Annotated in this window: 1 protein-coding gene; it reads left to right on the plus strand. The window is 55.5% G+C overall.

All coding sequences use genetic code 11. The annotated features are described in order from the left end of the window. Nucleotides 1-301: 301 nt before the first annotated feature. A partial coding sequence (locus tag QVO97_RS00480) for a cation-translocating P-type ATPase (protein WP_288188485.1) occupies nt 302-2,842 on the plus strand: 2,541 nt, incomplete at its 3' end.

Here is a 2,842-nt window from a genome sequence, read left to right on the forward strand (position 1 = left end):
CCGATACAGCGGAAGAAAGAAGGTTATATGCCGATGGAGCGCAAACCGGCCGCGCAGACGCAGGAGCCGGAACCACAGGTGTAAGGTATGTGACAGAAACAGAACGATAAAATTAAATCATAGAATTTATAGAATGGCATCGAAACAATAAGAGTTCCGATGCCATTTGAGCATCAAACAGGACTATGCTTTCCATTTCTTTATTCCAACCATTCAGTTCTAATCCCCCCTATTTTCCGCATATGAATAAATGCAGTCTGTGAAAAGTACAGAACAGGGACAGAAAAAGGGGGAAATGCGCATGTATGAGAACCGGACGGTGGAAGAGGTGTGTAGGGAGTTTTCGGTCGATTTGCGGACAGGCTTATCGGCAGCGGAAGTGGAGGTACGGCAGCGCCATTATGGGAAAAATGAGCTGCGGGAAGCACCACCGCGGAGTCTGATTGTGCGCATCGGGGCACAGCTTTGCGACTCCCTGATTTTTGTGTTGTTTGCGGCAGCCGGGATCTCCCTGCTTTTGGGCGAGTACGGCGATGCGGGGGTAATTCTGGCGGTTGTCGTATTAAATGCCACGGTGGGCGTGATTCAGGAGGGGAAGGCGGAGAAAGCGCTCGAATCCTTAAAACGGATGACGCAGCTGGAGGCGGTTGTGATCCGGGAAGGAAAAGAGCGGGAGATTGCCGCGCGGGAGCTGGTGCCGGGGGATCTGGTCGTGCTCGATGCCGGGCGGCAGGTTCCAGCCGACCTGCGTCTTACCGAGACAGCAGAAATGCGGGCAGAAGAATCAGCGCTGACCGGCGAATCGCGGGCGGTTGAGAAAAACAGCCATTTTTTAGCCGCCGGTGCGCTTCCGGTGGCAGAGCGTAAAAATGAGACATTTATGACTTCTTACGTGACGGCAGGGCGGGGAAAGGGAATTGTCATCGCCACCGGCATGAATACGGAGGTAGGGCGGATTGCCTCTCTGATCCGCGAGGCGCCGGAGGAGGAGACACCGTTGCAAAAAAGGCTGTCGGATCTGGGGAAACTATTGAGTATTCTTACGATCGGGCTGTGCGTTTTATTATTTGCCCTCGCCGTCTGGCAGAAGCGCGACGTGATGGAAATGCTGCTCACCGCGATTTCCCTGGCGGTAGCTGCCGTGCCGGAGGGGCTTCCGACGACGGTGACGATTGTGCTGGCGCTGGGAGTGACGAAAATGGCGCGGGCTGGCACGATCGTGCGCCGTCTTCCGTCCGTGGAAACACTGGGGGCAGTCAGCGTGGTCTGCTCAGATAAAACAGGGACGCTGACGAAAAATGAGATGACGGTGACGACATGTTATGTAAATCGACAGGAGTATACGGAACAGGAATTGGCGCGCTCTAAGGAAAGAGAAGTGGGAAAACGGCTTTTGGAGGTATTTGCGCTGTGCAGCGATGCCGGGGAGACGGTGGGGGATGCCACCGAGCGGGCGCTGTACGGATTTTGTGAAAATTGTGGTGTTTCTCCGGAGCATCTGCGTCGGAGATATCCGCGGAAAGGGGAGATTCCCTTTGATTCGGATCGGAAGAGAATGACGACGGTGCATGAGCAGGGAGAAAACTGGATTTCTTGTGTAAAAGGGGCGCCGGATGTGATTCTTAAAAGGTGTCGTTATGAGATGGAAGAGGACAAAATTGTGCCGCTGACCAGGGAGAGGCGGACAGAGATTGAGGCGGAGATCACGCGTATGTCCGCGCGTGCCCTGCGAGTACTCGCGGGGGCATATAGGGAGCTTCAAATAGGAAAAATGCCGGATGGAAAGTGGGAGAAACAGGTGGGACAGCTGGAGCAGAACCTGGTATTTCTGGGTCTGGCAGGCATGATGGATCCGCCGAGGGAGGCAGCAGCCGGGGCAGTTGAGGCATTTCGCAGGGCATCTGTGCGGACGGTCATGATCACTGGAGATCATGCAGACACGGCGCTTGCGATCGCCAGGCAGCTGGGGATTGCCAAACGGCGGGAAGAATGCATGACGGGGGCGCAGCTGGAAACGCTGGATGAGGGAGCTCTGGAGGAACGAATCGGTTCTGTATCAGTCTTTGCACGGGTGTCGCCGGAACATAAAGTCCGGATTGTGCGGGCTTTAAAACGCGCCGGGTGCGTGACGGCGATGACCGGGGACGGCGTAAATGATGCGCCGGCGCTTAAATCAGCCGATATCGGGATCGCGATGGGAAAAGGCGGCACCGATGTGGCGCGGCAGGCGGCGGATATGATTTTGACGGATGATAATTTTGCGACGATCGAGAGGGCAATTGAGGAAGGGCGCGGCATCTATGAAAATATACGAAAATCTATACTGTTTTTGCTTTCCTCCAATCTGGGGGAGATTTTAACCATGTTTGCCGCCGTTGCTATCGGAATACCGGCGCCGCTGGAAGCTGGGCACATCCTTTGGATCAATCTGATTACGGACTCGCTTCCGGCGCTGGCACTCGGCATGGATGGAAACGACCGGGAGAACTTGATGCGTCAGCCGCCGCGCCGGACGGGCGAGTCGCTGTTTGCCGGAGGCGGGTGGTTCTGCATGGTATTTTACGGGTCTCTGATTGCAGCAGTCACGCTGGGGGCATTTTTCAGCAGACAGGAGCTTTTGCGGGCACAGACGTATGCATTTACTGTTCTGGGGCTGTCGGAGCTCTTTCATGCGGTCGGCATGCGCTCGCTTACGGGCTCGGCATTTTCACGCAGTCTTGGGAAAAATCCGCTGATGCTTGCGGCAGTCCTTGTGGGGATTCTGATGCAGGTTGCAGTGACGGAGATTCCTTTTTTGATGAAACTCCTTCACACGGTGCGGCTGCACCCGGCAGAGTGGCTG

The sequence above is a fragment of the Clostridium sp. CAG:43 genome, from assembly GCF_000434655.1.
GTDB classification, from domain to species: Bacteria; Bacillota; Clostridia; order Lachnospirales; family Lachnospiraceae; genus Otoolea; species Otoolea fessa.